Source organism: Rhizomicrobium electricum, assembly GCF_011762045.1.
Classification (GTDB): Bacteria; Pseudomonadota; Alphaproteobacteria; order Micropepsales; family Micropepsaceae; genus Rhizomicrobium; species Rhizomicrobium electricum.
Window position 1 is genome coordinate 84,142 of sequence record NZ_JAASQS010000012.1, and the last position, 26,830, is coordinate 110,971.

The window sequence follows — 26,830 nt, forward strand, 5'->3', positions numbered from 1 at the left end:
GCGAATTGATTACACCGGATTCACCACGGTGCGCTTCCGTTGCGCGCGCCGGGTGGGTAGGGTTCGCGCCGCCGGACCGTTGGGAGGGTACTATGTCGTTGATTTCGCGCCGCACCGTTCTTGCCAGCAGCGCAGCGCTGCCGCTGATCTCGTTGCCGCTCGCTGCCGCACCGGCGCCGGGCTCTTACGGCATGGTGCGCCGCCAGAGCGCCGCCCTCGACGCCCTCGTCGATGTCACCGCACCGGTCGAGCAGATCGGCTGGGGCTACACCTGGGCGGAAGGCCCGGTGTGGGTGAAGGACGGCGGCTATCTTTTGTTCAGCGATCCGCGCACCAACACGATCTACAAGTGGACCGCGGGCGCACCGCCGGTCGAGTTCATGAAGCCCTCGGGCTATGCCGGCGATCCCAATCCGGCGCTGCGCGAGCCCGGTTCCAACGGCCTTGCCATCGACGCCGCCGGCGCTCTGGTGATGGCCGATTCCGGCAGCCGCGCCATCGCCAAGGTCGACCTCAAGACCAAGAAGAAGACCATCCTGGCCGACAAATACGAAGGCAAGAAGCTCAACAGCCCGAACGATCTCGTCGTCGCCAAATCGGGCGCGATCTATTTCACCGATCCGCCGTACGGCCTTGCCGATGGCGACACCTCGACGCTCAAGGAACTGCCGTTCTCGGGCGTCTACCGGCTCGATCCGAGCGGCACGCTGGCGGTCATCGACAAGGAGCTGACGCGGCCCAACGGCATCGCGCTGTCGCCCGACGAATCGACGCTGTACGTGACCAATTCCGACAAGACCCGGCCGGTGCTGAAGGCCTATGCGCTCGGCGCCACCGGACTGGTGCAAAGCGCCAAGGTGCTGTTCGACTTCACCGCGTTGATGGCGCCGGAAACCAAAGGCAATCCGGATGGACTCAAGGTCGATCAGGACGGCAATCTGTTCGTCGCCGGCCCCGGCGGCATCCTGGTCCTGTCGAAGGAAGGCAAACTCCTCGGCCTCATCAACGTGACCGGCCGCGCCAGTCCCAATTGCGCGTTCGGCGAGGACGGCTCGACGCTGTTCATCTGCGCCACCGACATCGTGGCGAAGGTCAAACTCCTGACCAAAGGGGTGAACTGGTAGACCTGTCATCCCCGGCCGAGAGCCGCGAACGAAAGTGAGCGGAGCGAGGGGAAGGGGACCCAGGTGGCAACACGCGCGCGATGCCGAAGGTATCGCACAGGCGTTCTTCTATAATTACTTAGGGCATTCAGGCTTGATCACCTGGGTCCCCTTCCCTTCGCTGCGCTACGCTTGCTCAGCCGGGGATGACAGTCACATCTGCATCGTCCAGCCTTCGACGCCCATCGCGGCCTGACGCACGGCTTCGGTCAGCGTCGGATGGGCGTGGCAGGTGCGGGCGATGTCTTCCGAGGCGGCACCAAATTCGATGGCCAGCGTCGCTTCGGCGATCAGATTGCCTGCTTCCGGTCCGATGATATGCACGCCCAGCACCTTGTCGGTGGCGGCGTCGGCGATGATTTTGGCAAAGCCTTCGGTCGCCGCGATGGTTTTGGCGCGGGCATTGGCGGTGAAGGGGAATTTTCCGATTTTGTAGGCGATCCCGGCGGCCTTCAGTTCCTCTTCGGTCTTGCCGACGGAGGCCACTTCCGGCGCAGTGTAAACCACCGCAGGAATGGCATCGTAGTTCACATGCCCGGCGCGCCCGGCAATGCGCTCGGCACACGCGACGGCTTCGTCTTCGGCCTTGTGCGCCAGCATGGCGCCTTCGCGGCAATCGCCGATCGCCCAGACGCCCGGCACATTGGTCTTGTAATGGCTGTCGGTGACGACGCGGCCGCGCGGATCGAGCGTGACGCCGATCTCTTTCAGACCGAGACCTTCGGTGTACGGACGGCGGCCGATCGACACCAGCATCACATCGGTTTCGAGCGTTTCCTGCGCCCCGCCGGCGGCCGGTTCGATCGCGACCTTCAGCACGTCGCCCGCTTTTTCCACGCCGACAACTTTGGTCGACAGTTTGAACGTCATGCCTTGCTTGGCGAGGATGCGCTGGAACGCCTTGCCGACTTCGCCGTCGAGGCCGGGCGTGATGCGGTCGAGGAATTCCACCACCGTCACTTCGCTGCCGAGCCGGCGCCACACCGAGCCGAGTTCGAGGCCGATATAACCGCCGCCGACCACGAGAAGACGTTTGGGCACCTGTTTCAGCGCCAGCGCGCCGGTCGAAGACACGATGCACTCTTCGTCCACCGCGACGCCGGGAAGCGGCATCACCTCGGAACCGGTGGCGATGATGATGTTCTTGGTCTCGAGCGTGCGGACGGCACCATCGGGCCCGCGCACTTCGATCCTGCCCGACGCCACGATGCGGGCTTCGCCGACGACCGGCTCGACCTTGTTCTTCTTGAACAGGAACTCGACGCCCTTGGTCAGCTCGCCGACCACCTTGTCCTTGTGTTTCATCATGCCGGGAAGATCGAGCGCGACCTCGGCCTTGATGCCGATCTTGGAGAATTCCTTCTTGGCTTCTTCGAAGCGCTCGGAGGCGAACAGCAGCGCCTTCGACGGAATGCAGCCGATGTTGAGGCAGGTGCCGCCGAAGCGGCCGCGCTTGTCGATGCAAGCGGCTTTGAGGCCTAGTTGCCCCAACCGGATGGCGGCGTTGTAGCCACCGGGTCCACCGCCAATAACGACGGCATCAAACGAATCGGCCATGTCGGATTTCCCGCGCGAAGAGACGGCCGCAAAATAGGTTTTATTAGAACAATTCTCAAGGCATTCGGCCGGATGCCGCGCGCAGGCCGCTCACCCGGTAAACCACATAATGGGCGATGGGAATGCCGTGGCGTTGGCGGTCGATCTGGGCGATCGCCTTCACGTCGGTGAACTGCGCGGCCACCTCCCCGTGCAAATCGCGGCGCTGTTCGGCGATGTAAAGCGCCGGCTTGGCGAACGCCGCGGCGCCGAGCGGCGGTGAATTGGGCCAGCGATAGTCCTCGCCCAGGCTGACTACCGGGAACGGGCTGTAGAAGGCGAACCAGGCGGTCGAAGCGTAATCGGTGGTCAGGATCAGCTCGGCATGGTTGGCGGCCTTGAGATCGCCGAGATCGCGCACCACCTCCGGCATGCCGACCGCCAACAGGCGCGCCAGCGGATCCTTGCGGCCCATCGGAACGACGCCTAGCAGCGCCTGGGCATATCCGGCGATCACCAGGACCGCGGCGACCGGCACGGCGAGCTTGGCCGACCAGCGCACCACCGGAACCCGCCAGCCGGTCCAATCGGTGCGGCGGGCGGCGTCGACGGCGGCGATGACCAGCGCCGGGAAAAGATAGCAAGGCCAATTGCCTTGCACCCGGTCGTGCAGCGCATGCACCAGGAAATAGGCAATCGAGGGCCACAGCAGCGCCGCGATCAAAGCCCGCTCGGGTTCGCGGCGGCGGGCGGCGGCAAAGCCCATCAAGCCCAGCACCAGAACGAACGGCGTCGCCAGCACGAGCTGGGAACCGATCAGTTCGCCGAGGTATTTGAGCGTGATGTGGTTGCCGGCGATGCGGCCGAACTGAAAGCCGAAGGTCGCCCAGCCATGCTGCGCGTTCCAAAGGATGTTGGGCAGAAACACGAGCCCCGCGAGGGCCGCGCCGAGATACGGCCACGGCGAGGCCAGCCAGCGCCGCGCCGGCGGCGAACCGATCAGCCAGAGGAGCGCGCCGAGCCCCAGGAACAGCGTCGAGTATTTCGAGAGCAGGCCCAGCCCGCCGGCGATGCCGACGGCGATCCACCAGCGGCCGTTGCCGGTTTGCACAAGCTTGGCCAGCGTCCAGACGAACACGCTCGCGGTGAAAACCTGCGGCGTATCCGGCGTCGCGGCCAGCATCTCCACCGTGACCATCAAGGTCAGATTGAAGAGCAGCGCCGCGCGCAACGCCGCTTTGGCATCCTTCAACAGGATCGCGGCGCTCTGCCAGACAAACCACGTCGCAGCGAAAGAAAGAAGAATGCCGGCAATACGTACGCCGAATGCGGTCTGGCCGAAAACGGCGCTGCCCGCAGCGATCAGCCAGGCGATGGCGGGCGGATGGTCGTAATACCCCGCCGCCAGATGCTTCGACCACAGCCAGTAATAGGCTTCATCGGACGACAGCGGCAACACCGCACCTGCGACCAGCCGCAGGACGAACAACGTTCCCAGCGCCAACGCAAGACGCTTTTCAGCGATCAGCGCGTGCGCCAGATGAACATGCTCGACATCGCGTAATTCCACAGCACGCCCACGATCGACCCCGCAAGGCCGGCAACCAACCATGTTTCATGATGGACGTAAAGCTGCGAGGCCAGCCCGATATCGGTGACCGCGCCGATGGCGCCGAACAGGCAGAAGCCGATGAAGCCGCGGATCAATCCCAGCCCCTTCAGGCGGCGGTCGCGATAGGTGAAGCTGTTGTTGAGCACGAAATTCCACAGCATCGCGACGCCGGTGGCGATCGTCTTGGCCCATTCGAACCCGGCCGAGGGATGCAGCACCAATGCGAGATTGAGGATGCCGAGATTGACCGCGACGCCGGTGGCACCGACGATGGCGAAGAAGATGAAGCGCGGATCGACCAGACCGCCGGTCAGCTTCGACAGCACCAGGCCGAGGAACTCGACGCCGATCTGCATGTTGAACTTCGATTCGCCGTCGAAGCGCGTGCCGAAGGAATACGGCTGTTCGCCGATGCGAAGACCTTCGGTAGCGGTGGCGATGTCCAAGAGGATCTTGAATCCGACCGGCGACAGGCGCGGCGCCATTTCGTCGAACGTCTCGCGGCGCATCATGAAGAAGCCGCTCATCGGATCGGACAGCGTGGTGCCGAGCACCTTTTGCGTGATCTTGGTGGCGAGGCGGCTGATCTTCGACCGCGCCGCGCTGAACGACGAGGAATCGCCGCCCTCGACATAGCGCGTGGCGCCGACCAGATCGTATTTGCCGGACTGCAGCTTCTCGAGCATGGCCGGCAGCACGGTTTCGTCGTGCTGCAGGTCGGCGTCCATCACCGCGACGTAGGGTGCCGCCGACGACAGGATACCTTCGATGCAGGCGCCGGCGAGGCCGCGCCGTCCGACGCGCCTCAGGCAGCGCACGCGCGGATCGGTGCGCCCGATCGTCTTCACCGCATCGGCCGTGCCGTCGGGTGAATTATCGTCGACGTAGATGACTTCCCAAGCGATGCCTTTGAGCGTCGCATCGAGCCGCTTGATGAGTTCGGCGACGTTGCCGCGCTCGTTGTAGGTCGGGATGACGACGGAAAGCTGAACTTCCTTGCCCTGCACGGGCGTATCGACACTGGCGAAAGTCATGAGCCTCACCTTTGAGGGGCGGGTTAGTGAGCGCACCGCGCGCCGAGGTCAAGTGTCCGCCGGCCGCTGCGGCTATCTTCGGATTTTCCTCGGTATATCAGGTTATTACGAAAGCTTACCAGAGGTAGGCCAGGACGCGGTGAAGTACAATTTCGGTTCCGGCACCGCAGTCCGGACGGTATAAAGGAGCGGCAGAACGTCACGCCTTATGGGGATGGCCATGCTGAGACTCGCCGATTCGTTCGTGGAAAAGCGCTGGTACGACGTCCTGTCGCGTCTTCAATGCGGCACGCTCGAATTCGTTGCTCCGGACGGCACCTCGCGCATCGCCAAAGGCCCCCTGCCCGGCCCTACGGCGCGCTTTGCCATCCGCGACTGGAGCGTGCTCCGGCGCATCGTGCAGCGCGGCGATATCGCGCTCGGCGAGGAATACATCGACGGCGCCTGGGAGACCGACAGCATCGACAAACTCGTCCAGTTGTTCCTGCTCAACATGGACGCGCTCGGCAATCTCGCCCATGGCGGATTCTTGAGCCGCATGGCGCTGGTCATCTCGGACCGCTTCGTCCGGCGCAATTCGCTCGGCGGCGCCAAGCGCAACATCGAAGCCCATTACGACGTCGGCAACGATTTCTATGCGCTGTGGCTCGACAAGAGCATGACCTATTCCTCCGCCCTGTTCGCCGGCAGCGCGCCGACACTCGAAACCGCGCAGGCGAACAAATACGAGCGCATCCTGGAGCGCATCGCCAAAAGCGGAAAATCGGTGCTCGAAATCGGCTGCGGCTGGGGCGGCTTTGCCGAAAAGGCCGTGGCCTACGGGCGGGAGGTCACCGGCCTCACGATTTCGCCGTCGCAGTTCAAGTTCGCCAGCGAAAGGCTGAAAGGCGCCGCCGACATCCTGCTCGAAGACTACCGCAAGGCCAAAGGCCGCTTCGACTCGATCGTCTCGATCGAAATGTTCGAAGCCGTCGGCGAGCAGTATTGGCCGTCCTATTTCCGCACCATCGCCGAACGGCTGTCGCGCGAGGGCCGCGCCATCGTCCAGACCATCACGGTGCGCGACGAGCTGTTTTCGATGTACCGTTTGAGGAGCGATTTCATCCGCCACTATGTCTTTCCCGGCGGCATGCTGCCGTCGCTGGCGCGTTTCCGCGAAGAGGCGGAGAAAGCGGGGCTCAAGGTGGTGGACCAGTTCGCGTTCGGCAAGGACTACGCCCGGACCTTGCGCGAATGGTCGGCCCGCATGACCGCGAAGACGCCCGAGATCAAGGCGATGGGGCACGACGACCGCTTCCTGCGCAATTGGCAGTACTATCTCGCCATCTGCGCCGCCGCGTTCGAAGTCGGGCGCACCGACGTCGTGCAGGTGGAACTGGTCCACGCGTAATTTATCCGATCATTGGATTAAGGGATTCTCCGTCGCACTGTGACGGGCCGTTGCGGACGTGCTAACACGGGCGCTTCCGGCCCATCCGCCGGAGGGGACCCATGCAAGCATCGCGAGACTGGCCGATCGTCGCTTTAGGAGTGGTGACGGCCCTGTTCATCCTTCCGTTGTGGTGCGTCGGCGCGCCGGCCATGCCCGATTACCCGGCGCATCTGGCCGGCTACCATCTCATCAGCGGCGGTGCGTCCGAATTCTATGCCGTGCATTGGCGGCTGGTGCCCAATCTCGCCTCCGACATCCTGGTGCCGCTGTTGGCCACCGTCCTGCCGCTCGAAATCGCGGTGAAGGTGTTCTTGACCGTCGCGATCGCGCTATGGACCACCGGAGCTGCCTTGATCCAGCGCGCGGTGACCGGACGCATCGGCGTCGCGCCGCTTGCGGGCGCGCTCTTCGCCACCAACGCCAACTTCACCTGGGGTTTCCTCAACTACACCTTTGCGGCCGGCTTCGCCTTCATCCTCTTCGCCGCCTGGATCGTCACCAAAGGCAAACGGACCTGGCCGATGCTCATCGGCTTCACCCTGGCGGTGGTGGCGCTTTATGTCTGCCATTTGTTCGGCGTCTGCATCCTGGTGGCGCTGATCGGCCTTTACGAACTGGCCGCGGCGATCCGCGAGCGTGATCTCACGGGACGCGCCCTGGCCCGGCGGGCGCTGCCGATGGTGATCGTCTTCCTGCCGGCCGGCTTGCTGTCGCTGTTCTTCAAGTCGGCGGGCGGCGAAGGCGGCGGCGTCGAATTCAATTATGCCGACTCGATCGGCGACCGGTTCGGCAGCGCAGCGCAATGGGCGTTCTCCGATCCGGCCTATCTCGTCATCGGCGGCCTCGCGATCCTGATCCTGGCGGGACTTGCCTACGGCAAGTTGCGCATCCATCCGGCGTTGAAACTGGTGGTGCTGGTGCTGGCGGCGTTGACCCTGGTGGCGCCGGAATGGGCGCTGGGCGGCTGGGGCGTCGACATGCGGCTGCCGCCGGTGCTCGGCGTCATCACCTTCGCCAGCCTCGAACTGCGCACCGGCGATCGCCTCAAGATGGCCTACGGCGCCGGCGTGGTGCTGCTTGCCGCCCTCAATGCCGCCTTCCTGATCCAGAGCTGGAGCGGCTACGACCGTCAGTACCAGGAATTCCGCTCCGCCATCCGCGAAATGCCGCGCGGCGCGAAAATCTTCACCGTGCTCGACGGCGACGCCTTGAGCGACCTCTCCGACCCGCCCTATTGGCACATGGCGGAGTTCGCCATCGTCGACCGCGCCGCCTTCACGCCCTTGATGTTCGCCACCAAAGGCCAGCATGTCATCGAAGTGAAGCCGCCGTACGACCGCATCGCCGCGGCGACCGCCAAGCAGGGCTCGCCGCCCGACGTCACCGAGCTTTCCGATCTCGCTCTCGGCCTCACCGAAAACGATCCCGACATCGACGAGAACTATCCCTATCTCAAATTCTATCAATGCCACTTCGATTACGCGCTGATCATCCATGGCGGCGGCGAGCGGGCCGATGTGCCGGCGTTCCTGCGCCTCGTCCATGACGGCAGCTTCTTCGCGCTCTATAAGATCAAACGCACCGGACTCTGCGCCACGCTATGACCAAGCCGACGCCGCGCTACGCTCTCATCGCCGTTACGGCGCTGACGGGCCTGTTGTGCGCGGTCGGCTTGTGGCGGGTGCTGACGGTTCTGCCGCTTCAGTTTCCGTTCGATCCCAACGAAGGCTGGAACGCCTATCACACCGCCGCGCTGATGAGCGGGCATGCGCTTTATCCCGGCCCCGAGGCCTATCTCGTCAACAATTATCCGCCGCTGTCGTTCTATGTCGTCGGACTCGTCGGACTGCTGGTGGGCGACAATATCATCGCCGGCCGGATCGTGTCGCTTCTCGCCGTGGCGGCGATCGGTGTTGCCATGACGGTATTCGCGCGGCGCCAGGGTGCATCCCGCAACATCGCCGTGCTGCCTGCCCTGTGGTTCGTCGCCGGATTGCTGGTCACCACCGATTATGTCGGCATGGACGATCCGCAGCTTCTGGCGCACGCGGTATCGCTCGCCGGACTGATCGTACTGATGCGGACCTCGCGCCATGCCGTTGCCGCGGCGGCTGCGCTGTTCGTGGCGGCGTTCTTCGTCAAGCATGCGGTGGTGGCGTTGCCGGCCGCCAGTTTCCTGTGGCTGTTGATCGAAGACCGGCGGCGGGCGTTTCAGCTTGCCGGATACGGTCTCGGCTTTCTGGTCGCCGGCCTTTTGGCCTTCCGCCTCGGTTACGGCGTCAGCCTGTTCGCGGTGGTCGCCACGGCGCGGGGCTATTCGCTCGATCAGCTCACCGCCGCCCTTCTGCACTGGCTGTCGTGGACCGCTCCGGCGATTGTCGCGCTGGCGCTGCTGGCGTGGTTCGTGCGCGAAAGCGCGGTGCGGTTCGTCGCGCTCTATGCGGCGGTCGCGATCGTCATCGGCAGCTATTTCCTCGGCGGCGCCGGGGTCGATCCCAATGTGATGTTCGATGCCGATATCGCGCTCGGGCTTGGTCTTGCGCTCGCGGTCCACAAGCTGGACGGCTGGAAGCGCCCGCTGGCGGCGGCGATTGCGGTCGCGCCTCTTTTCGTCATCGTCGCCACCGACAAGGACTGGCAGGCGGCGTATCTCGATCGTCCGGTCGTCAAGGCGGAAGCCTTTATCGCGCACGGCGACATCGCCTTCATGGCGGCGCAAAAAGGACTGGGCCTGTGCGAAATGCTGGCCTTCTGCTATTGGGCCGGCAAGCCGGTGGCGGTCGACATGTTCAATGTCGGCCAGGCGTTTGAAACCGGTGCCCGCAGCGATGCGGAGGTCGCCCGCGCCGTGCAGGCCAAACGGTACGCGGTGATCCAGTTCGATCCCGGCGAGCCTTATGCGCTCGGCGAGAACGTTTATCAGGCGCTGATGCAAAGCTACCGCCTGCACCACAGCGACGACTTCGGAACCTTCTACGTGCCGAAGTGAGTTTTGGAGTCGCGCACCTTATCGAAAAACCGCTTCACACTTTTGCGGGTGCGCTCCGGTCATTCACCGTGCCGGTACGCTCCAGCTTGCCCCAGCCGACCACGGCGCCGCGCAAGGCGGTCCAGATCGAGCGCATCACGACGTAGTACATCAGCTGGCGATAACCGAAGCGCTGCAGCATCAGCCACCACAACAGGCTCCAGTTCTCGCGCCGCTCCATCAGGAAGCCGACCACCGCCGCGCCGAGATCGACCAGCGTGAACACGACATAATAGATGCCGACGGTGACGAGATTGGTGTTGGTGTATTCCGATCCGTGCTGGATGTAGGCGACCCATTGGGTCAGGAGCTGCCACACCAGGAGAAGGTCGGCGACCGGCGCCAGTGCCGTCAGGATGATCTGGAACATCCAGACCTGCGGCAGCGCCACCATGCCCAGCATGCCGTAGCGCTTGCTGAAGGTCATGTCGCGGTACTTCCACAGGCATTGCAGCGTGCCATAGGCCCACCGGAAACGCTGCCTGGCAAGCGTGCGGAAGGTGGCCGGCGCTTCGGTCCAGGCCACCGCCGAGGAATCGAAATGCACCTTATAACCGGCGCGCTGCAGATGGATGGTGAGGTCCTGGTCTTCGGCCAGCGTATCGGTGGGATAGCCGCCGAGATCGAGCAGCACCTTCCGGCGCCAGGCCCCGACCGCACCCGGAATCACCGTCAGCGTTCCGAGCGCCGCCAGCGCGCGGCGTTCCAGATTTTGCGCCACGACGTATTCGAGCGCCTGCCAGCGCGTGATCATGTTGAAGCGGTTGCCGACCTTGGCATTGCCCGCCACGGCGCCGATCGAGGGATCGGCAAACCAGCGCACCAGCCGCGAAATCGTGTCGGTGTCGAACTGGGTGTCGGCATCGAGAGCCACGATGACCTCGCCATGCGCCCGTTCGATTCCGAGGTTGAGCGCCCGCGCCTTGCCGCCGTTGGGAATGGTGATGAGGGTGACGCTGGCAACGTCGCCGAACTGCTCTTTCACCACGTCGGAGGTGCGGTCGTGCGAGCCGTCGTCGATCACCAGGACTTCGAGGTTCTTGTAATCGGACGCCAGGATCCGGGTCACCGTCGCCGCGATCACCTTCTCTTCGTTGTAGGCCGGAATGATGACCGTAACCGGCGTTTGCAGCTCGGGGGCCGGCGGATCGTCGCGACGGCGCGCGCGCGCCTGATTCCACAACGCCAGTCCGCACAGGATGATCAGCCGGGCGATGCCGAGGAAGATCGCGGCCAGGAAGCAGTAATAAAGAATGGCGCCGAGCCAGGACAGGCTCAGAAACACGACGCGGTTGGCGTAAAGCGTCAGACTCGGTTTGGTCGGCGGCATCACTTGGTCGCGCGTGAGGCCGGCGAGCTTGGACACCATCACGAACTTGTAGCCGCGCGCCCGAAGGCCGTCGATCAGCCCCGGCAGCAGTTCCACCGTCTTGGCGCGGTCGCCGCCGGAATCGTGAAGCAGAATGATGTTGCCACGCCGTTCGGGATCGGGATCGCCGACCGACGCCAGAATGCGCTGCATCATTTCTTCGAGCGACGGCTGCTGCCAGTCGAACGGATCGACGTGCACGCCGATGGTGAGATAGCCCTGATCCTGCGCGATCTGCACCGGAACCAGTTCGTCCTTGTTCACCGGTTCGGCGTCGCCGAGATACGGCGGACGGAACAGCACCATCCTGCGGCCGGTCAGCGCTTCGATCAGCTTCTGGGTCGCGTTGTATTCGATCCGGTCGGCTTCGGGCGAAGTCTCGGCGAGATTGGGATGGGTGAAGGTGTGATTGCCGATCTCGTGACCCTCGGCGAGGATGCGCTGCAAGAGCGCCGGATGGGCTTCGGCATTGGCGCCGATGATGAAGAAGGTCGCCTTGACGTTCTTCTCTTTCAGGATATCGAGAATGGCCGGCGTGTAGGCCGGATCGGGACCGTCGTCGAAAGTCAGCGCCAGCGTCTTCGGCACCGCGCCGACCCGGCGGATGACGTAGGTGGTCGGCATCTTGGTGTAGGTCTCGTCCGAGATGTCGCCGGTCTGCGGATCGGTTTCGAAGCTGCGGCTGCCCGCCGACGGCGATGCGATCACCCGGAGGATTTCGCCCGAGCCTTCGAAATCGACGTCTTCGCTGGTGGCGATCCGCTTCAGACCCGCCGGGGCCGGCGCGCCGTACGGCCGCCCGAGCACCGACCAGATGGTCGGGTCTTCGCTGCCGATCTTCCACAAGGCATAGCCGGCCGGCTGGAACACATCGGCCGAATGGACCTGGTTGAACACGGTCACGCCGTCGAGGAACCAGACGTCATGCCGGACGTGATCGTCCTCGATGTAGGTATAATGCGGATTGTTCGAGTCCGGATCGAACATGACCCGCGCACTCGAATCCCGCGCCATCACCATCGCGCCCTGGAAGGTGAGCGTGTCGGCCAGATCCTGGCCGTACCAGTCGTAGGCATAGCTGCCGACCGCGATGATGGTGCGGCCCGGCGGCAGGTCCTTCATCCGCTTGTCGAGCATCGTCTCGAACCAGGACTGGCCGGCGATCGGGCCGACAGTGCCGGTCTCGTCGTGCTGGTCGTAGGCCATCAGGACGGTGTAATCGAGCGACTTGGCGAACCGCGCGTAGGGCCAGGAATCCTCTTCGAACGGCGCGCATTGCACCAGCACCCAGCCATTGGGCGCGAACGCGGCCGACATGTCCTTGAGAAACTGATCGAGATCGTCGTAGGCCGCCGGCGGCACCGCCTCGAAATCGATCACCAGACCCTGGTATTTGCCGTTGCGCACGAAGGCGATGAGATTTTGTTCCAGCGCGGCGCGGCGGCCCGGATTGGCCAGCATGTGCGCGAGATTGGCCCCGTCCCATTCGCCGTCGGCGATGTTCTGCACCAGCGGCAGGATCGGCAGGCCGGGCCGCTCGGTCCGCACCAGCTTCAGGGCTTCCTGATCGACCGAGACCCGCATCGCCATGTCGGGGCCGGACAGCGTCAGCCAGCTCGGCAGAAACCAGTCGAGCTTCCACAGCGCCCGCTTCAGCGCCGGATAGGACGTGTCGGTATTATCGGAGGAATCGTAGAAGCCCATGGCCAGCGGCCGGTCGGTACGCGGACGCAATGCGGCCGCCAGATCGCGCGACGGCACATGCTGGCGGGCCAGACGATCCTTCCACCCCTTCACCAGCGCCTGACGGTGCCGGGCTTCGGCAGCCAGATGGGCCGCGGACTTCAGCTGGCTCGGGTCGACCGCCCGCCGCTCCAGCTTGGTATTGTAAGGAGTGAGCTTGGTCTTGAGGTCGGGACTGGCGCTTTCCTGACTGACCAGGATCGAGCCCAGAAAGGCGACACCGAGCAGGGTGCTGATAATCGCCCCTGCCCAGCCCAAGCGGGACAGGCGCGCGGCACGGCGGCCCGTTTCATCGAAGAAGATCGGTTTATTGGCCATGGGTCAGTCTTCGGCGGCTCCAGCCTCGATTATAGGCAGAAGAATTACGGCGCAATCCGAGATGCGCCGGATGAAATTCGCGTTAACCGAAGAGGACTGCGATCCAAGGCTGGTTGCGGGGGATGGATTTGAACCATCGACCTTCAGGTTATGAGCCTGACGAGCTACCGGACTGCTCCACCCCGCGTCGCCTTGAAGGGTGGGCGGATATAGGCCATCCCATCTGCCCTGTCCACCCCGCTTTTCTACTTCCGGTGCCGTCCGGGCGCGGCCATTTGGAAATCGCGTACGACCAATTCGTCGCACCGCAAGGGCGCCTTAGCGGGCAGGCGCGGCCACCGCCCACTTGCCGCCGCCGCACGCCGCAGCCGAGTCTCCCCATCCGTCGCCCGTGGGGCGAGTCCCGCCGCGTCAACCTTGACGCAGAGGCCCGCCCCGTTCGGCAACAAATTGAATTTCCCTGGGTTTTCTTCTTAACGTCATCCCGTGATCGTCATTGAAGCGTCGGAGAACCGCCGCTATAACCCGCCCCGACAAGCGGCACTGCGAAGGAGCGTGCATGGGTACCCCACTTCCGCCTGGCTATCGGCCGTCGGAAAGCGAGCCCTTTATGAACGAGAAGCAGCGCGAGTATTTCCGGCGCAAGCTTCTCAACTGGAAGGAAGAGATTCTGAAAGAGAGTCGCGAGACCATCCAGAATCTACAATCCGAAACTGTGCCCCACGCCGATCTCGCCGATCGCGCCTCCACCGAGGCCGAACGCCAGCTCGAACTTCGCACCCGCGACCGCCAGCGCAAACTGATCGCCAAGATCGACGCGGCACTGCGGCGGATCGAAGACGGCACGTATGGATTCTGCGAAGACACCGGCGAACCGATTTCGCTGAAGCGCCTCGACGCAAGGCCGATCGCCACGTTGTCGATCGAAGCCCAGGAGCGTCACGAACGGCGCGAGAAGGTCTATCGCGACGACTGAAGCGGACATCCGCTGCACAGCAGAAAAAGGGCCCGGCCGGACGAACCGATCGGGCCCTTTTTGCTGCACTCCCCCCGTTACCAAGGCATCAGGATATCGAGCAGTTGGCTGCCCAGACGCGGCTGCTGCACGTCGCTGACCGTTCCGCGGCCGCCGTAATTGATGCGCGCTTCGGCGATCTGGGTCAGGTCGATGGTGTTGGCGCTGGTGATGTCTTCGGTGCGCACGATGCCCGACACGGTGAGATCGCGCAGTTCGCCGTTGACCTTCATCTGCTGATGGCCCGCGATCACCATATTTCCGTTGGGCAGCACCTGGGTGACCAGCGCGGCCAGGGTCATGTTGATCGTTTCCGAACGGCTCACCGCTCCGGTGCCGACGTTGGAATTGTCCGAGCCCATCTTGACCAGGCTGCCCGGTGTCAGGCCGACGCCCGGCATCACGTTCTCGAGGCCGAACAGATTGTTCATCGAGGCGTTCTCGGAATTGGTCCGGCCGCGGGTGGTGGAATTCGAGAGCTTGGCCGTGTCGGCCACGGCGACGTTGACGGTAATAATGTCGCCGACGCGCGAAGCGCGCGGATCGTGGAAGAAGGAGCGGGCGCCCGGCTGCCATAGCGAGGCGCGGCCCTTGGGTTCGGCCGGCGGCTGCGGCATCGGCACCGACACTTGCGGCGCAGTGTTGGTCATGCCGGCGAGCTTGGGTCCGCCGTTGCCGAGATCTTCGAGACGATCGACGGTGGAGCACCCTGCGGCGAGGACCGCCGCCGAGACCAGAACGAGGAGATTACGCATCAACATGGGAAAATCCTCAGCGACGGATGGCAGCGAAGCGGTTGCCGGCGGACGGGTTCAGGGCACCGCCGACCTGCGCCTGCACTTGGCCGGGGCCGACGACGATGCCGCTGATCTGGCGGTAGGAGGCCGGATTCTGGACGGTCACGGTCTCGCCGAGACCGCCTTCGCTCATGGCGCGGCCGGTGGCGGTGAGCACGACGCCGGGCGCCTCGAACACCATGGTCACGGTCGAACCTTTGGCGACCAGGACGGGATGACGCAGATCGGACAGGCGCAAGGTCTCGCCGGCGCGCAGGGTGCGGCGGGTTTCGAGACCGACGACATCGCCGAGCGAAGTGGCGATCCCGGCCATCACCTGGCCGTTGATCTGGGTGTAGGTCATGTCGGCTTCGGCGATCACTTGGCCGCGCGCGATGTCGCGATTCGGCACCACGACGCGGACGCCGCCGAAAGCCGGATAGGTGAGGATCAGGGCGAAAGCGAACAGCCAGAAGCGCATCATGTCAGGCTCCCAGTTTGGCGGTTTGCGCCAGCATCTGATCGGCGGTGGACACCACCTTCGAATTCATTTCGTAGGCGCGCTGGGCGGTGATCAGCGACGAGATTTCGCTCACCGCATCGACGTTGGAGGTTTCCAGGAAGTACTGCTGGATGGTGCCGTAACCGGTCGAGCCGGGAACGCCGGCCTGCGGTCCGCCCGACGACGGGGTTTCGGCAAAGAGGTTGTCGCCGAGGGCGCGAAGACCGGCATCGTTCGGAAAACGCGTCAGTTCGAGCTGGCCGGCGAGCTGCGGCGCGGTCTGGCCCGGAATGGTCACCAGCACTTGGCCTTGGGAGTTGATGGTCGTCGCCGTGCCGTTGGTGGGAATGGCGATGCCAGGCTGCACCACATAACCCTGCTGGGTGACGAGCTGGCCTTCCGGCGAGAGCTGGAAATTGCCGTCGCGGGTGTAGCCGTCGGTGCCGTCCGGCAACTGGATGCGGAAATAGCCCGCCCCGTTGACCGCCACATCGTAGGTATTGTTGGTGTGGTTCATGTCGCCGGGCTTGGTCATGCGATAGATCGCCGCCGTGCGCACACCGGTGCCGATCTGAATGCCCGACGGCAACAGCGTTCCGGTATCCGACGACTGGGCGCCGGCCTGCTGGATGTTCTGATAGAGCAGATCCTGGAACGCCGCCCGCTGGGCCTTGTATCCGGTGGTATTCATGTTCGCCAGGTTGTTGGCGATGACTTCGACATTGGTCTGCTGAGCCAGCATACCGGTGGCGGCAATGGAAAGGGCACGCATCACTTCACTCCTTAACTTACTGCACCGAACCGAGCTTCTGGACGGCTTGGCGCTTCATGTCGGAAGAGCCCTTTTCCAGTGTCGAGGTTGCTTCGTAGGCCCGCATGACTTCGATCATGCGCGAGATTTCGACGACCGGCTGCACGTTGGAGCTTTCCAACATGCCTTGGGCGATCGTCACATTGGCGGCCGGATTGGCCGTCTGCGTCGTGGCGTAAAGGCTGCTGCCCTCTTTGGTGAGAGCGCGCGAATCGGCGAAATCGACCAGACGCAGCTTGCCGAGCTGGCCCTGGCGGCCGGTGACGGTGCCGTCGGACCCGAAAGTAATGTCGCCGTCGTCGGCCGTGATGGTGATCGGACCGCCATCGCCGAGGAGCTGATCGCCCTGCTCGGTGACGATGATACCATCCTGGTTGAGGGTGAAATGCCCGTTGCGGGTATAGCGCTCGCCGGCCGTGGTCTGGACCGCGAAATAGCCGTCGCCGCCGATGGCGAGGTCGAACGGCGACCCGGTGGGCTCCATTCGTCCCGCCGACATATCGTGCATCACGCCGGCATCCTTGACGAAGCTCAGCGATTGGCCGCCCTTCTGGCCTTGGGCAGGCCGGAGCTGCTGCAGGTATTCCTCGAATTTGACGCTCTCGCGCTTGTAGCCGGGCGTCGACATGTTCGCGATGTTGTTCGCAATCACGTCGATCGAGCGGTGCGCCGCAAGTTCATAGGAAAGACTGACGAGCGAGACGTTATCCATGGAGCGTCGGGGTCCTTTCTGGTCCTCTGCCGCTTCCATCGGTTGCACGGCCCATGCCAGCCAAAATCCGCGATAAACCGCCAATTCGCGGCAACCAACCGGATCAAGATCGCCCATGGCGGCAAATCCTGCCGGGATAAGTCTGCCGGTGGCCGAAATTTGAACCACTCCTTAACCACGTCAGCCTAACGTCCGTTCACCAGTGAAGGGACGACGATGGCCAACACGGATACGGAAGCCGAGGCCCAGGAAGGCCAGGCGCCAGCCGAAGGCGAAAAGAAAGGTTTCGTTAAGAAACTGCTCGGCAACAAGAAGCTGCTCATCATCGTAGCGGCGGCGTTGCTGCTCGTGCTCGGCGGCGGCGGTGCGGCTCTTTATTTCTTCGTCTTCAGCGGCAGCGACGCGTCCAAAGCCGAAGCAAGCGGTCCCGAATTTCCCGCGACTCCGCCGGTCGTCGCTTATGCCGACATGGACGAGATGATCGTGAATATCCAGAGCCAGGACGGCACGCCGGTCTATCTGAAATTGTCCGTCCAGCTCGAACTGTTCTCGCCCGAGGAAAAGGCCGGTATCGACGCGCTCAAGCCGCGCATCCGCGACCAGTTCCAGGGCTATTTGCGCGAACTGCGGCCCGACGACCTCAAAGGCTCGGCCGGAATCATGCGCCTCAAGGAAGAACTGGTCCGCCGCACCAACGTGGCCGCCGCCCCCTACAAGGTGCGCGACGTCCTGCTCAAAGAAATGATCATCCAGTAAGCCGCACCAGCGAGTTGAGTAAATGGCCGACGACACCGACAAACCCATGACCAGCCAGGCCGAGATCGACGCGGCGTTCGCGGCGGCGGCCGCGGCGCCGATTCCGGATCTCGACGACGGCACCGACGATGCCGCGGCGGCGGCGCCGGCCGAACGCATCCTCAACCAGGATGAAATCGACTCGCTGCTCGGCTTCGACGTCAACACCGACGCCGTGCAGGACAAGTCCGGCGTCCGCGCCATCATCAACTCGACGCTCGTCTCCTACGAACGTCTGCCGATGCTGGAAATCGTCTTCGACCGGCTGGTCCGGCTGATGACGACCTCGCTGCGCAATTTCACCTCCGACAACGTCGAAGTCAGTCTCGACAACATCACCTCGATCCGGTTCGGCGATTACCTCAATTCGATCCCGCTGCCGGCGATCCTCGCCGTGTTCCACGCCGAACAGCTCGACAACTACGGCCTGTTCACCGTCGACTCGAACCTCATCTATTCGATCGTCGACGTGCTTCTGGGCGGACGCCGCGGTTCGTCGGCGATGCGCATCGAGGGCCGTCCCTACACCACCATCGAACGCACCCTGGTCCAGCGCATGATCGAAGTGATCCTGCAGGACATGGTGCAGGCGTTCGAACCTCTGGCGCCGGTCACCTTCCAGCTCGACCGCCTCGAAACCAATCCGCGCTTCGCCGCCATCGCCCGGCCGGCCAACGCCGCCATCCTGGTCAAGCTGCGCGTCGACATGGAAGACCGCGGCGGCCGCACCGAACTCTTGCTGCCCTACGCCACCCTCGAGCCGATCCGCAAACTGCTGCTGCAACAGTTCATGGGCGAAAAGTTCGGCCGCGACTCGATCTGGGAAAGCCATCTGGCGACCGAACTGTGGTCGACCACCATCGACATCGACGCCATCCTCGACGAACAGACGATGCCGCTCAACAAGATCATGAACATGCAGGTCGGCGAGACCTTGCTGCTCAATGCTTCGCCCGAGTCGAAGATCGAGCTGCGCTGCCGCGGCGTGCCGCTGCTGCGCGGCCGCATGGGACGGGCCGGTACTTCGGTCGCCGTCCGGGTCGAAGAAGCCATCGAACGTACCGACGCAAGCCGCGCCCTGTAAGGAGAGTACCCATGCACGCCACCCTGCAAGCGATGGTCTCGATGGGCCTCGAAGTTCTGTTGTCGGTCCTTCTGGCGGCGACGCTGGTTTATTGCATCGTGCTCGAGCGCCGGCTCGCTTCGGTGCGCAAAGGCCAGGACGGCCTCAAGCGGATGATCGGCGATCTCAACGGCGCCATCGCCAACGCCGGAGCTTCGCTGCGCGCCCTGAAAATGGCCGCCGGTGAAGCCGCCGAGACGCTCGACGACCGGCTGCGCCGCGCCCGCGCCCTCTCCGACGAATTGTCGCTGCTGACCAATTCCGGCGAGCGTATCGCTCAGCGCTTCGACCGCGCCGTGCCGATGGCGCAGCAATCGTCGTCGCCGCTTCCGTCCGGCAGCGTGATGAACCGCCTGAAGGCCGTGCGATGAGAACCTTCCGCCTCCTGCCTGCCGTGATTCTGGTCGGCCTGGGGCTTCTCGGGCTCAAGGGCGAAGGCCTGATCCTGAGTGCCATGGCCGAAGGGCAGAAGACGACGTCCGCCGATCTTCTGGCCCAGGACACTGCGCCGCTGCCAAAAGATCCGGTCGCCGAAGAACCCAAGTCCGAAAGCGCCGCCGAGGTCGACGTGCAGTCGAGTCTGACCAAGCGCCGCACCGAACTCGATGCGCGCGAAGCCGATATCGAGATGCGCACCCAGGTGCTCAACGCCGCCGAACAGCGGGTCGACGCCAAGATCGCGATGCTGAAGCAGTTGCAGGATCAGATCACCACCCTGCTCGGCCAGCGCGATGCCGAACAGCAAAAGCAGATCGCCTCGCTGGTGAAGACCTATTCGGCGATGAAGCCGAAAGACGCCGCGCGCATCTTCAACAGCCTGCCCGACGACGTTCTGGTGCCGGTGGCCAAGCAGATGAAGTCCGACGTGCTGGCGCCGGTTCTGGCCGCGATGACCGCCGACAATGCGCAGCGCCTGACCCAGAAACTGGCCGACAAGCTCAAGCTGCCGGAAACGGCCGCCGCCGCGATCACTCCGCCGGCTGCGCCCGCCCCCGTCACCCCGCCCGCACCGCAGGCGGCCGCCAAGCCGGCGCCGCAAGCCGCGGCCAAGCCGGCCGGCGCAAAGAAGTGAGTTTCAGGCGCCCATGATGCGGCAGATCGCAATCCGGTTTTTGACTCTCGCAGCGGCGGTGCTTCTGATCATGGCACCGGCCGCCGCGGCCGATTCGGTTTCGGGCACCACCAATCAGGGTTACGGCCGCCTGCTGTTCACGCTGACGGAAAACGATCAGGTTTCGGCCCAGGTCAACGGCAGCGTCCTGACCATTCATTTCGGCCGCAAGGTTGCGATCAGCCCCGTCACCATCACCGCCGCGATTCCGGGCTATATCAGCAACGGCCGCGTCGATGCCGACGGCAAGACCTATCGCTTTGCGCTGACCGGCGACGCCAAGGTGCATGTGAGTTCGGCGGTCGACAAATTCGTCGTCGACGTCACCCCGCTCACCTATCAAGGCATGCCGCCCGATCTGCCCAAGCCGGTCAAGGCGCAGCCCAAGCCCGTCGACGTCGCCAATCTGCCGATCGTCAAGGTGCGCTCCGGCGCCTATCAGAACTTCACGCGCGTCGTGTTCGATTGGCCGAAGAACGTGCCGTACAAGGTGTTCGGCGGCTCCGGCAAACTGACCGTGACGTTCGAAGAGCCGACAAAGCTCGATTTCTCCGCCATCGACCGCCAGGCGCCGCCGTGGGTGAAGTCGGCGGGCTGGCATCTGGCCGGCCGCACCACCGTCGTCGATCTCGCCATCGATTACGCCTCCGGCTATCACGATTTCCGCGACGGGACGCATGTCGTCGTCGACGTGCTGGCGCCCAAGACCGATGCCGACTCCTACAATCCGCCGGGACAGGCCAAGCCCAGCGTGACCAGCTTGCAGCCCGGCAAAGCGCCCGCCCCGCCGGTTGCTACCGCACCGCCGGCCAAGCTCGCCGCCAATGCACCGAAACCCGCCCCCGCAACCAAGGCCGCACCTGCAACCCCTGCACCGGTCGCGCCGCCTGCGACCGCCGACAAGCCGATGCCGGAAGGTGCCGGTCCGCCGCCGCCGCCCGAGCCGCCGGCCGATCCCAATGCCCAGCTCGCTGCCGGTCATCTCACCAAGGACGGCGCCGTGCTGCAGTTCGCCGGCGGCGCCCGCCAAGGCGTGGCGGTGTTCACCCGCGGCCTCAATGCCTGGATCATTCTGCAGACCAACCAGCCGCTCGATACCAACAAGCTGAAAAGCCAGCTCGGCAATTTCCCGATCGACGTGGAAGCCTCGTCCGGCGACGGCACCATGCGTCTGCGCATCGGCTTGCGTCAGCCCGAACAGATCGCGGCGTATGCCGAAGGCTCCAACCTCAAGGTCGTGATCGCCAAGTCGGTGACGCCGACTGCGGTGGCGCTGGGCTTTGCCCGCAACCAGGAAAAACCGACCCACTCGACCATTTCGACGCTGCTGTCGGGCGCCACGAAAGTCGAACGCGTGATCGATCCGCAGGCCGGCGACGAGCTTCTGGTGGTGCCCGGCATGATCGGACGGGCGGTGACCGCTCCGCGCGATTACATCGAATTTTCGGCGCTCGAAACCGGCGCCGGGCTGGTGGTGATGCCTTATGTCGACGATCTTGCCGTCGGCGTGCAGGGCAGCCGCGTCACCATTTCCCGGCCCGACGGGCTTTCGCTCACCCCCGCAATGCTGCCGAACGGCACGCCGGATACGCTGGCGACCAATTCGATCTCGCCGAGTTTCCTCGACTTCGCCAAATGGCAGAAGGTTTCCGGCGGCTCGTTCCTCGCAACCGAACGCCGGTTGCGCGCGGCCATCGCGCGTCTTCCCAGCGAGCAGGCCAACCGCGCCCGTCTGGCGCTGGCCCGCTTCTATCTCGCCAACCGCTTCGCCGCCGAAGCGCTCGGCGTCATCGGCGTGATGCAGTCCGTCGATCCCGGCCTTTCCGGCGACATGCAATTGCAGACCATGAAGGCCGTCGCGTCGCTGCTGATGGGCCGTCCCCGCGACGCCCACAACGCGCTCGCCGGCGCCCAGTTCGATTCCGACCGCCATGCCGCCTTGTGGCGCGGCCTCACCGATGTGGCGATGGAGAAATGGGACGACGCGCGCACCAATCTCGACCGCGCTGCGTCGGTGCTCGGCGTTTACGTGCCCGAAGTCCAGGCCCGCGTCCGCATGGCGGCGGCCGAAGCCGCCTTGGCCACGGCGCATCCGGAAGTCGCCGATGCCGAACTCGAAGGCCTGCCGCAGCATCTCGAGGGCGACTTGGCGCTGCAGGCGAAACTCGACAAGGCGCGCCTTTATGCGGCCCAGCACCAGACCGACAAATCCGATCCTCTGTTCGACGAACTGCAGACCAGCGGCAACGAGAGGTTCGCGGCGCTGGCGATCTATTATCGCGTCACGGCGGGACTGGCCGACGGCAGCCTGAAGCCGCGGCAGGCGATCAACGCGCTCGAACGCCTGCGCTTCCGCTGGCGCGGCGATCTGCTCGAAATCAAGACCCTGCGCACGCTGGCCGGCATCTACTTCTCGCAGAAGCGCTGGCGCGAAGGCCTTATCACTCTGCACGTCGTCACCGACAACTTCCCCACGGAGGACGTCGGTATCCAGGCGATGGACGACATGCGCACCGCGTTCGTCAATCTGTTCCTGCACGGCGAGGCCGACAAGCTGGCGCCGGTCGCCGCGCTCGGCCTGTTCTACGATTTCATCGAACTGACCCCGATCGGCGCCGACGGCGACGAGATGATCCGCAAGATGGCGGACCGTCTGGTCAAGGTCGACCTGCTCGGTCCTGCCGCCGACCTGCTCAACTATCAGGTCACCAAACGGCTCGACGGCGTCGCCCGCGCCCAGGTCGCCACCAAGCTCGCGATGGTTCAGATGATGGACCATAAGCCGGCGGCGGTGCTCGACACCTTGCGCTCGACCCAGATTTCGACCCTGCCGGACGACGTGCAGCATCAGCGCCTGCTGATGGAAGCGCGCGCCCTCACCGAGCAGAAGCATTACGATCACGCCCTCGACCTTCTCGCCGTCGATCAGCAGCCCGACACCCAGAGCTTGCGGGCGGAAATCTACTGGAAGAGCGGCGCCTGGCCGCAAGCCGGTCAAGCCGTCGAACAGGCGCTCGGCGAACGCTACAAGGACGACAAGCCGCTTACCGATCTCGAACGCGAGGAAGTGATGCGGGCGGCGGTGTCCTATTCGCTCGCCAACGATCAGGCCAGTCTCGACCGGCTGCGCACCAACTTCATGCCGAAGATGAAAGGCACGCCCAACGCCACCGGCTTCGCCGTCGTCACCGAGCGCATCGATCTGCAAGGCGTCGCCTTCCGCGATGCCGCTGCCAAGGTCGCGGCGGTCGACACCCTCAAGCTGTTCATGAGCGAGATGCAGAACAAGAAGCGCTGAGCTTAACGGCTGCGCTTGTCGCCGGGCGCGCTTTACACCCCGACCAGACTGCGGATCGCCATTCCCATCAGTTTGCTGACCAGCACCACCACGCCCGCGACCCCGGTGTGCTTGAGAATTTCGGACCACGCCGAGACGCCGCGATCGCGCGCCAAAAGCCAGCTCAGGACCGCGAGCAGGAAGAAGCCCCATCCCATCGAAATCCACACCGCCGGCGTGGTGGGCAACGCCAGAAAGATCACGAAGAAGCTCATCGCCACGGTGAAGCGCGCCAGATAATTGGCGATGGTGGTGCGGAAGGCGTGATGCTGCTTGAGGCGCTCGGCTTCCTGATAGATGTGGACCGACAGCGAGTCCGAGAGGTTGTCGGCAATACCGATGATGAGAAGACTGGCCAAAATCGTTTCGCGCGGGGCGATGGCGGTATCGAGACCGACGATCAGCGCCATCGAGGTCACGATCGCCGAGGGCGATCCGAAACTGATCCACCGAAGGTCGAATCCCGGCCGTTCGACCTCGTCCTTGTCGAGCTTCTTGAGCATGCCCTGCCGTCCTCGCGTCGGGGCGAGTGTACAGCAATCGGGCCCGAGGAAAAGGATGCGGACGCCTTCTGCGCCCTCCACAGTGCTACGCGTTCTGCGGCACGCCCACGTCTATCGATCCGGTTCCCCGTTTCCGTTCAACACGATCCCTGCTGTTCCCCGAGCACGGCGATGAGAGTGTTGGGCTGGATGCGCGCCTGGCCAAGTTGTGCCTTGAGACCGGCGCGGGCATCGGCGGTGAAATTCACGACCTGTCCGGTGCAAAGGATCAGATCGCGGATCGCGGCATCCTTGAAAGTTGCGTGTGCCAGCTTGGCGCGGCGGAACGACGTGCCCGAAAGATCGGCCTTATTGAAAACGGCGGCTCTGAGATCGGCGCCGTCGAACTTGGCGGCCTGGAGCTGGCAGCCGGAGAAATCGACGCCCACCGCGATGACGTCGCGCGCCGATATGCCGGCCAGGCACAAGCCCCTGAGCGCATCGCCGAGCGGACGCAGATCTTCGTGATCGATCGCCGCCGGCTGGCCGTGCTTGCCGTTCGAGGAAAACCATTCGTGGTGCGCGAGCAACGTGGAGAAGACAAGCCGGGCGCGATCGCGGGCCGCTGCATTGGGCGCCGGCAGCACGTGCCCGAGCGCTTTCGCCGTCTCGCCCGATGCCACGGCATCGCGGAAACAGGTGTTGCGCAACCGCGCGCCCTGGAACGAGGCATCCTCGATCAGCGCATCGGTGAAATTGGCATTGTCGAGCTTGGCATGGCGGAAGGACGCGTGGCGCAGCGCGGCACCCGAGAAATCCACCGCGCCATAAGGCGCCTCGGCATGTTCGTTGCCGCGGAATTTCGGCATCCCGTCGAGATGCAGCACGGCGGCGGCGCGCAGATCGGCATGATCCATCACCGCGTTGCTGAGATCGGCATCGCGGAACGCCGCGCCCCTGAGATCGGCATGATCGAGACGCGCGCCGCGCAGATCGCAGCCGGTGAGATCGGCACAATACAGGCTGGCGTGGGAGAGATTGACGCCGCTGAGATTGGCGTTCCTGAGCGATGCGCCGGAGAGATCGGCTTCCGACAGATCGTGGCCGGCGATGTCGAGATCATCGAGCCGGGCGTTGGGGAGCCGGGCGCGGGCGCCTTGGCGGCGCGCCAGATAACGTTCGTGATCGGCGACGATGCGCGTCAGTGCGCGCTGGTTGATGACACTGCCGTCGGGTGACGGCGCCTCCGCAGGGCGATGGGCATCGATGTGCATGGTCCGGCCTCAGCGATAGGTGCAACGGCTGACCACGGACTCGGCGAGACGAATCATTCCCGGACTCACCGGAACGCCGAACGCCAGCTGCCAGACGGCGGTGAGAAGCCGGTCGGAGGGTTCGCTGGGGCGGTCGAATTTGAGATGGTCGGTCATCATCAGGACGAAGCCGGCCCAGTCGGCGAGCGCGAGCGGATCGTCCTTGAGGTTCAGCAGACCGAGCGCGAGATCGCGCGACGAAATCGATAGCAGCACCGGCGCGCCCTCGCTGACACAGGTCGGCGGCAGGACCTCGGCCAGTTGCTCGCCGCGCACCATGGCTTGCATGACGGCCGCTTCGACCGATTCGAGAGGCACGAAACCGGCAAACCCCTCGAACGCGATTTCGCGGCCGTGGGCAGGGACATTCATGTACATGGGAAGCCTTCCAAGCGAGTGCTGCTGAAGGCCACAAAGCAGGAAGCGTGCCCACCGGAACTGCCGGCAAGACTTGGGAAAGATGGGTGAACGCGAGGTTAAACCGCGGCAGGGGCTGCCGCGACACGGTAGAGCTTGCCGGGTAAAGCGCAGGATTTGCCGTAAGGGTTGTTCCCCTGCGGCAGAGAAATGCATTTAAATCAATGTGTTGGCAAGCGGGTAGAGTTCACCCTCCACGGGAGAAGGGTAAACCCGCCAGACTGTTCGCCGCTCTAGTTCAGACCGAGGCTGGCGATGATCTCGCGCAAGGTGGCGGCGGAGTTGTGGAACGCCTTGCTCTCGTCGGGCGGCAGCGCCACTTCCAAGACCTGATCGACGCCGTTGACCGAGACGATACTCGGCACGCCGAGCGCCACGCCCTGTTCGCCGTATTCGCCGTCGAGCACCGCCGAGACCGTCAGCACGCTCGACTGATTGCGCAGGATCGCGGCGGTGATCTGGGTCATGGCGAGCGCCACCGCAAACCAGGTCGCGCCCTTGTAATCGATGATGTGGTACGCCGAATGGCGCACCGCATGGACGATCGCCTTGCGGCCGAGTTCGGAGTTGTCGCATTTCGCGCAGGATTTGCAGAACTGCTCGATCGGCATGCCGGCCATGTTGGTGATCGACCACGCCGCGAATTCGCTGTCGCCGTGCTCGCCCATGATGTGAGCATGGACGTTGTGCACGTCGACACCGCAGCGCGTCGCAAGCTGGTGGCGGAAGCGGGCGGAGTCCAGCACCGTACCCGAACCGAGCACACGGCCGCGCGGCCAGCCCGAGCGCTTGTGCGCGACATAGGTCAGGATGTCGACCGGATTGGAGACGATCAACACCACCGCCGGAGAATTCTGCGCCAGAATCTGATCCATGCAGCCGTTGATGATGGCGGCATTCTTCTGGACCAGTTGCAGGCGCGATTCACCCGGCTGCTGTTTGGCGCCCGCGGTGATGACGATCAGCGCTGCATCGGCGTAATCGCTCTGGTCGCCATCACGGATCTGGATCGAGGGAAAGAAGGCCTGGCCGTGCATCATGTCGAGCGCCTGGCCTTTGGCGAGGTCGCGATTGTAATCGATCAGCACGATTTCGTCGGCCAGTCCGCGCAGCGCCAGCGTGTAGGCATAGGTGGAACCGACCGCGCCGGCTCCGACAATCACGACCTTCCTGGCTTTCCAGTGCTCGGTTTCCATCGTCA

At 64.3% G+C, this 26,830-nt stretch carries 22 protein-coding genes and 1 tRNA gene; 10 read left to right on the top strand and 13 right to left on the bottom strand.

The window, feature by feature from the left end; translation table 11 throughout:
• Positions 1 to 92 precede the first annotated feature (92 nt).
• Positions 93 to 1,124 (top strand): SMP-30/gluconolactonase/LRE family protein, encoded by a 1,032-nt coding sequence (locus FHS84_RS20655; protein WP_166937439.1) that lies wholly within the window; start codon positions 93 to 95, stop codon positions 1,122 to 1,124.
• 192 nt (positions 1,125 to 1,316) lie between these two features.
• Here FHS84_RS20655 and lpdA read toward each other — a convergent pair whose 3' ends face one another.
• The 3 genes from lpdA to FHS84_RS20670 are packed head-to-tail and all read right to left on the bottom strand — an operon-like array spanning position 1,317 to position 5,345.
• Positions 1,317 to 2,720 (bottom strand): dihydrolipoyl dehydrogenase, encoded by a 1,404-nt coding sequence (gene lpdA, locus FHS84_RS20660; RefSeq protein ID WP_166937440.1) that lies wholly within the window; start codon positions 2,718 to 2,720, stop codon positions 1,317 to 1,319.
• Between the two features lie 55 nt (positions 2,721 to 2,775).
• The gene (locus tag FHS84_RS20665) at positions 2,776 to 4,269 is read right to left on the bottom strand and encodes a glycosyltransferase family 39 protein (RefSeq protein ID WP_166937441.1); all 1,494 of its coding nucleotides are present in this window, start codon (positions 4,267 to 4,269) and stop codon (positions 2,776 to 2,778) included.
• A complete protein-coding gene (locus FHS84_RS20670) occupies positions 4,224 to 5,345 on the bottom strand; it encodes a glycosyltransferase (protein WP_166937442.1) in 1,122 nt (373 codons plus the stop codon). The genes FHS84_RS20665 and FHS84_RS20670 overlap by 46 nt, the downstream gene beginning before the upstream one ends.
• 220 nt (positions 5,346 to 5,565) lie before the next feature.
• Here FHS84_RS20670 and FHS84_RS20675 point away from each other — a divergent pair, with 220 nt between their 5' ends.
• The 3 genes from FHS84_RS20675 to FHS84_RS20685 all read left to right on the top strand — a co-directional run bounded on the left by FHS84_RS20675 (position 5,566) and on the right by FHS84_RS20685 (position 9,766).
• Entirely contained in the window at positions 5,566 to 6,735 is a 1,170-nt protein-coding gene (locus tag FHS84_RS20675) for an SAM-dependent methyltransferase (RefSeq protein ID WP_166937443.1), read from the top strand.
• A gap of 101 nt (positions 6,736 to 6,836) precedes the next feature.
• Positions 6,837 to 8,381, top strand: coding sequence for a hypothetical protein (locus FHS84_RS20680; RefSeq protein ID WP_166937444.1), 1,545 nt, complete (start codon positions 6,837 to 6,839; stop codon positions 8,379 to 8,381).
• Complete coding sequence (locus tag FHS84_RS20685; RefSeq protein WP_166937445.1) at positions 8,378 to 9,766, top strand: 6-pyruvoyl-tetrahydropterin synthase-related protein; 1,389 nt, start codon at positions 8,378 to 8,380, stop codon at positions 9,764 to 9,766. The genes FHS84_RS20680 and FHS84_RS20685 overlap by 4 nt, the downstream gene beginning before the upstream one ends.
• Positions 9,767 to 9,800: 34 nt before the next feature.
• Here FHS84_RS20685 and FHS84_RS20690 read toward each other — a convergent pair whose 3' ends face one another.
• Both FHS84_RS20690 and FHS84_RS20695 read right to left on the bottom strand, forming a co-directional pair.
• Complete coding sequence (locus FHS84_RS20690) at positions 9,801 to 13,235, bottom strand: trifunctional glycoside hydrolase family 18/polysaccharide deacetylase/glycosyltransferase family 2 protein (protein ID WP_166937446.1); 3,435 nt, start codon at positions 13,233 to 13,235, stop codon at positions 9,801 to 9,803.
• Between the two features lie 110 nt (positions 13,236 to 13,345).
• Positions 13,346 to 13,422: transfer RNA gene (locus FHS84_RS20695), tRNA-Met, on the bottom strand.
• 372 nt (positions 13,423 to 13,794) lie between these two features.
• Between FHS84_RS20695 and dksA the strand changes: the two genes are divergently transcribed.
• Positions 13,795 to 14,211: an RNA polymerase-binding protein DksA gene (gene dksA, locus FHS84_RS20700; protein WP_166937447.1), complete on the top strand. Its 417-nt coding sequence runs from the start codon at positions 13,795 to 13,797 to the stop codon at positions 14,209 to 14,211.
• Between the two features lie 77 nt (positions 14,212 to 14,288).
• Here dksA and flgH read toward each other — a convergent pair whose 3' ends face one another.
• Genes flgH through flgF form a run of 4 tightly spaced genes read right to left on the bottom strand, consistent with a single transcriptional unit; the run spans position 14,289 to position 17,168 of the window.
• Positions 14,289 to 15,011, bottom strand: a complete 723-nt coding sequence (flgH, locus tag FHS84_RS20705) for a flagellar basal body L-ring protein FlgH (RefSeq protein WP_208394009.1) — start codon at positions 15,009 to 15,011, stop codon at positions 14,289 to 14,291.
• A gap of 10 nt (positions 15,012 to 15,021) precedes the next feature.
• Positions 15,022 to 15,510 carry a flagellar basal body P-ring formation chaperone FlgA gene (flgA, locus tag FHS84_RS20710; RefSeq protein ID WP_166937448.1) on the bottom strand — a complete coding sequence of 163 codons (489 nt, stop codon included), beginning with the start codon at positions 15,508 to 15,510 and terminating at the stop codon, positions 15,022 to 15,024.
• 1 nt (position 15,511) lies between these two features.
• Entirely contained in the window at positions 15,512 to 16,300 is a 789-nt protein-coding gene (gene flgG / locus FHS84_RS20715; protein WP_166937449.1) for a flagellar basal-body rod protein FlgG, read from the bottom strand.
• 16 nt (positions 16,301 to 16,316) lie between these two features.
• Positions 16,317 to 17,168, bottom strand: coding sequence for a flagellar basal-body rod protein FlgF (gene flgF, locus FHS84_RS20720; protein ID WP_166937450.1), 852 nt, complete (start codon positions 17,166 to 17,168; stop codon positions 16,317 to 16,319).
• A 99-nt stretch (positions 17,169 to 17,267) separates the two neighbouring features.
• Between flgF and FHS84_RS20725 the strand changes: the two genes are divergently transcribed.
• Genes FHS84_RS20725 through FHS84_RS20745 form a run of 5 tightly spaced genes read left to right on the top strand, consistent with a single transcriptional unit; the run spans position 17,268 to position 23,378 of the window.
• Positions 17,268 to 17,807: a flagellar basal body-associated FliL family protein gene (locus FHS84_RS20725; RefSeq protein WP_166937451.1), complete on the top strand. Its 540-nt coding sequence runs from the start codon at positions 17,268 to 17,270 to the stop codon at positions 17,805 to 17,807.
• A 22-nt stretch (positions 17,808 to 17,829) separates the two neighbouring features.
• Complete coding sequence (fliM, locus tag FHS84_RS20730; RefSeq protein ID WP_166937452.1) at positions 17,830 to 18,930, top strand: flagellar motor switch protein FliM; 1,101 nt, start codon at positions 17,830 to 17,832, stop codon at positions 18,928 to 18,930.
• Positions 18,931 to 18,941: 11 nt separating this feature from the next.
• Positions 18,942 to 19,340: a DUF6468 domain-containing protein gene (locus FHS84_RS20735; RefSeq protein ID WP_166937453.1), complete on the top strand. Its 399-nt coding sequence runs from the start codon at positions 18,942 to 18,944 to the stop codon at positions 19,338 to 19,340.
• Positions 19,337 to 20,041, top strand: a complete 705-nt coding sequence (locus FHS84_RS20740) for a MotE family protein (RefSeq protein WP_166937454.1) — start codon at positions 19,337 to 19,339, stop codon at positions 20,039 to 20,041. Before FHS84_RS20735 ends, FHS84_RS20740 begins: the two co-directional genes overlap by 4 nt.
• Positions 20,042 to 20,057: 16 nt before the next feature.
• Positions 20,058 to 23,378, top strand: coding sequence for a hypothetical protein (locus FHS84_RS20745; RefSeq protein ID WP_166937455.1), 3,321 nt, complete (start codon positions 20,058 to 20,060; stop codon positions 23,376 to 23,378).
• 32 nt (positions 23,379 to 23,410) lie between these two features.
• Here the strand turns inward: FHS84_RS20745 and FHS84_RS20750 are convergent, their stop codons facing one another.
• The 4 genes from FHS84_RS20750 to FHS84_RS20765 form a co-directional block, all read right to left on the bottom strand.
• Positions 23,411 to 23,920 carry a hypothetical protein gene (locus tag FHS84_RS20750; protein WP_166937456.1) on the bottom strand — a complete coding sequence of 170 codons (510 nt, stop codon included), beginning with the start codon at positions 23,918 to 23,920 and terminating at the stop codon, positions 23,411 to 23,413.
• 137 nt (positions 23,921 to 24,057) lie between these two features.
• The gene (locus tag FHS84_RS20755; protein ID WP_166937457.1) at positions 24,058 to 25,173 is read right to left on the bottom strand and encodes a pentapeptide repeat-containing protein; all 1,116 of its coding nucleotides are present in this window, start codon (positions 25,171 to 25,173) and stop codon (positions 24,058 to 24,060) included.
• Positions 25,174 to 25,182: 9 nt separating this feature from the next.
• On the bottom strand, positions 25,183 to 25,590 hold the full coding sequence (locus tag FHS84_RS20760) for a hypothetical protein (protein ID WP_166937458.1): 408 nt from the start codon (positions 25,588 to 25,590) through the stop codon (positions 25,183 to 25,185).
• 272 nt (positions 25,591 to 25,862) lie between these two features.
• On the bottom strand, positions 25,863 to 26,825 hold the full coding sequence (locus FHS84_RS20765; RefSeq protein ID WP_166937459.1) for an L-lactate dehydrogenase: 963 nt from the start codon (positions 26,823 to 26,825) through the stop codon (positions 25,863 to 25,865).
• Between the last annotated feature and the right edge of the window lie 5 nt (positions 26,826 to 26,830).